Annotated in this window: 1 protein-coding gene and 1 pseudogene; both read right to left on the bottom strand. The window is 39.2% G+C overall.

Translation table 11 applies throughout. The annotated features are described in order from the left end of the window. Nucleotides 1-260 (bottom strand): annotated as a pseudogene (locus WMO25_RS18550) (hypothetical protein); the annotation flags it as partial. Nucleotides 261-455: 195 nt separating this feature from the next. Further along, nucleotides 456-707: helix-turn-helix domain-containing protein (locus WMO25_RS18545; RefSeq protein WP_349086735.1), on the bottom strand; the 252-nt coding region annotated here is incomplete at its 5' end.

The following is a 707-nucleotide window of genomic DNA, read 5'->3' as shown; positions in this document are numbered from 1 at the left end:
ATACATCTATCCGGTTGAGAGTGTGTCATAATAGAACCATAATCCTCTCCAAAAGAATTTACCATTGTGCTCATATGTCCAGAATCAATCTTTTCATTTCCATCATCATCATATTTCCGGATCCGGGTGTCAGTGACTGACATATCGGCCCAATGGATGATCCCAATCGAATCGAATTTTCTATAATATTCCAGAAGACCACCAGCCGGTGTTCCGCAAATAAAACATTGTTCTTTACCGATTGATGATTGAAGTGACAATTCAAAGTCATCATCAGATTCATAATCCGTCTGATCTAACTGTTGTTTTGTTTTTGATGTTTCTGCAGGATGTGCCTGGCAACCACATAGCGTAATTCCTATTAGAAGTACAAATCATAAAATATTATATCGTTTCATAAAAACCCCCGAAGCTGAAATAAGGACGTACTATGCCATCCCTCAGCACAGACGTCCTTATTTTCTAATAATGCCCTGTATATACGCTTTTACCAGCTCTTTTTGATGTTCATCCATCGCATTCCAGTCAGAAAGCAGCTGTTTCTGATCTGCTGTTAAATCAGGAATTTCTTCATCACCTGCAAAAAACTGGGCAAGGGTGATATCGAATCCCTCACATATTTTCTCAAGAGTCTGAATCGTTGGAACACTCTTCCTGTTTAGCAATGTAGAAATAGATGACTGGGCAATTCCAGATTTCTGAGCGAG

It is taken from the genome of Coprococcus intestinihominis, assembly GCF_040096555.1.
Classification (GTDB): Bacteria; Bacillota; Clostridia; order Lachnospirales; family Lachnospiraceae; genus Coprococcus_A; species Coprococcus_A intestinihominis.
This window is presented reverse-complemented; position numbering and strand designations above follow the sequence as displayed.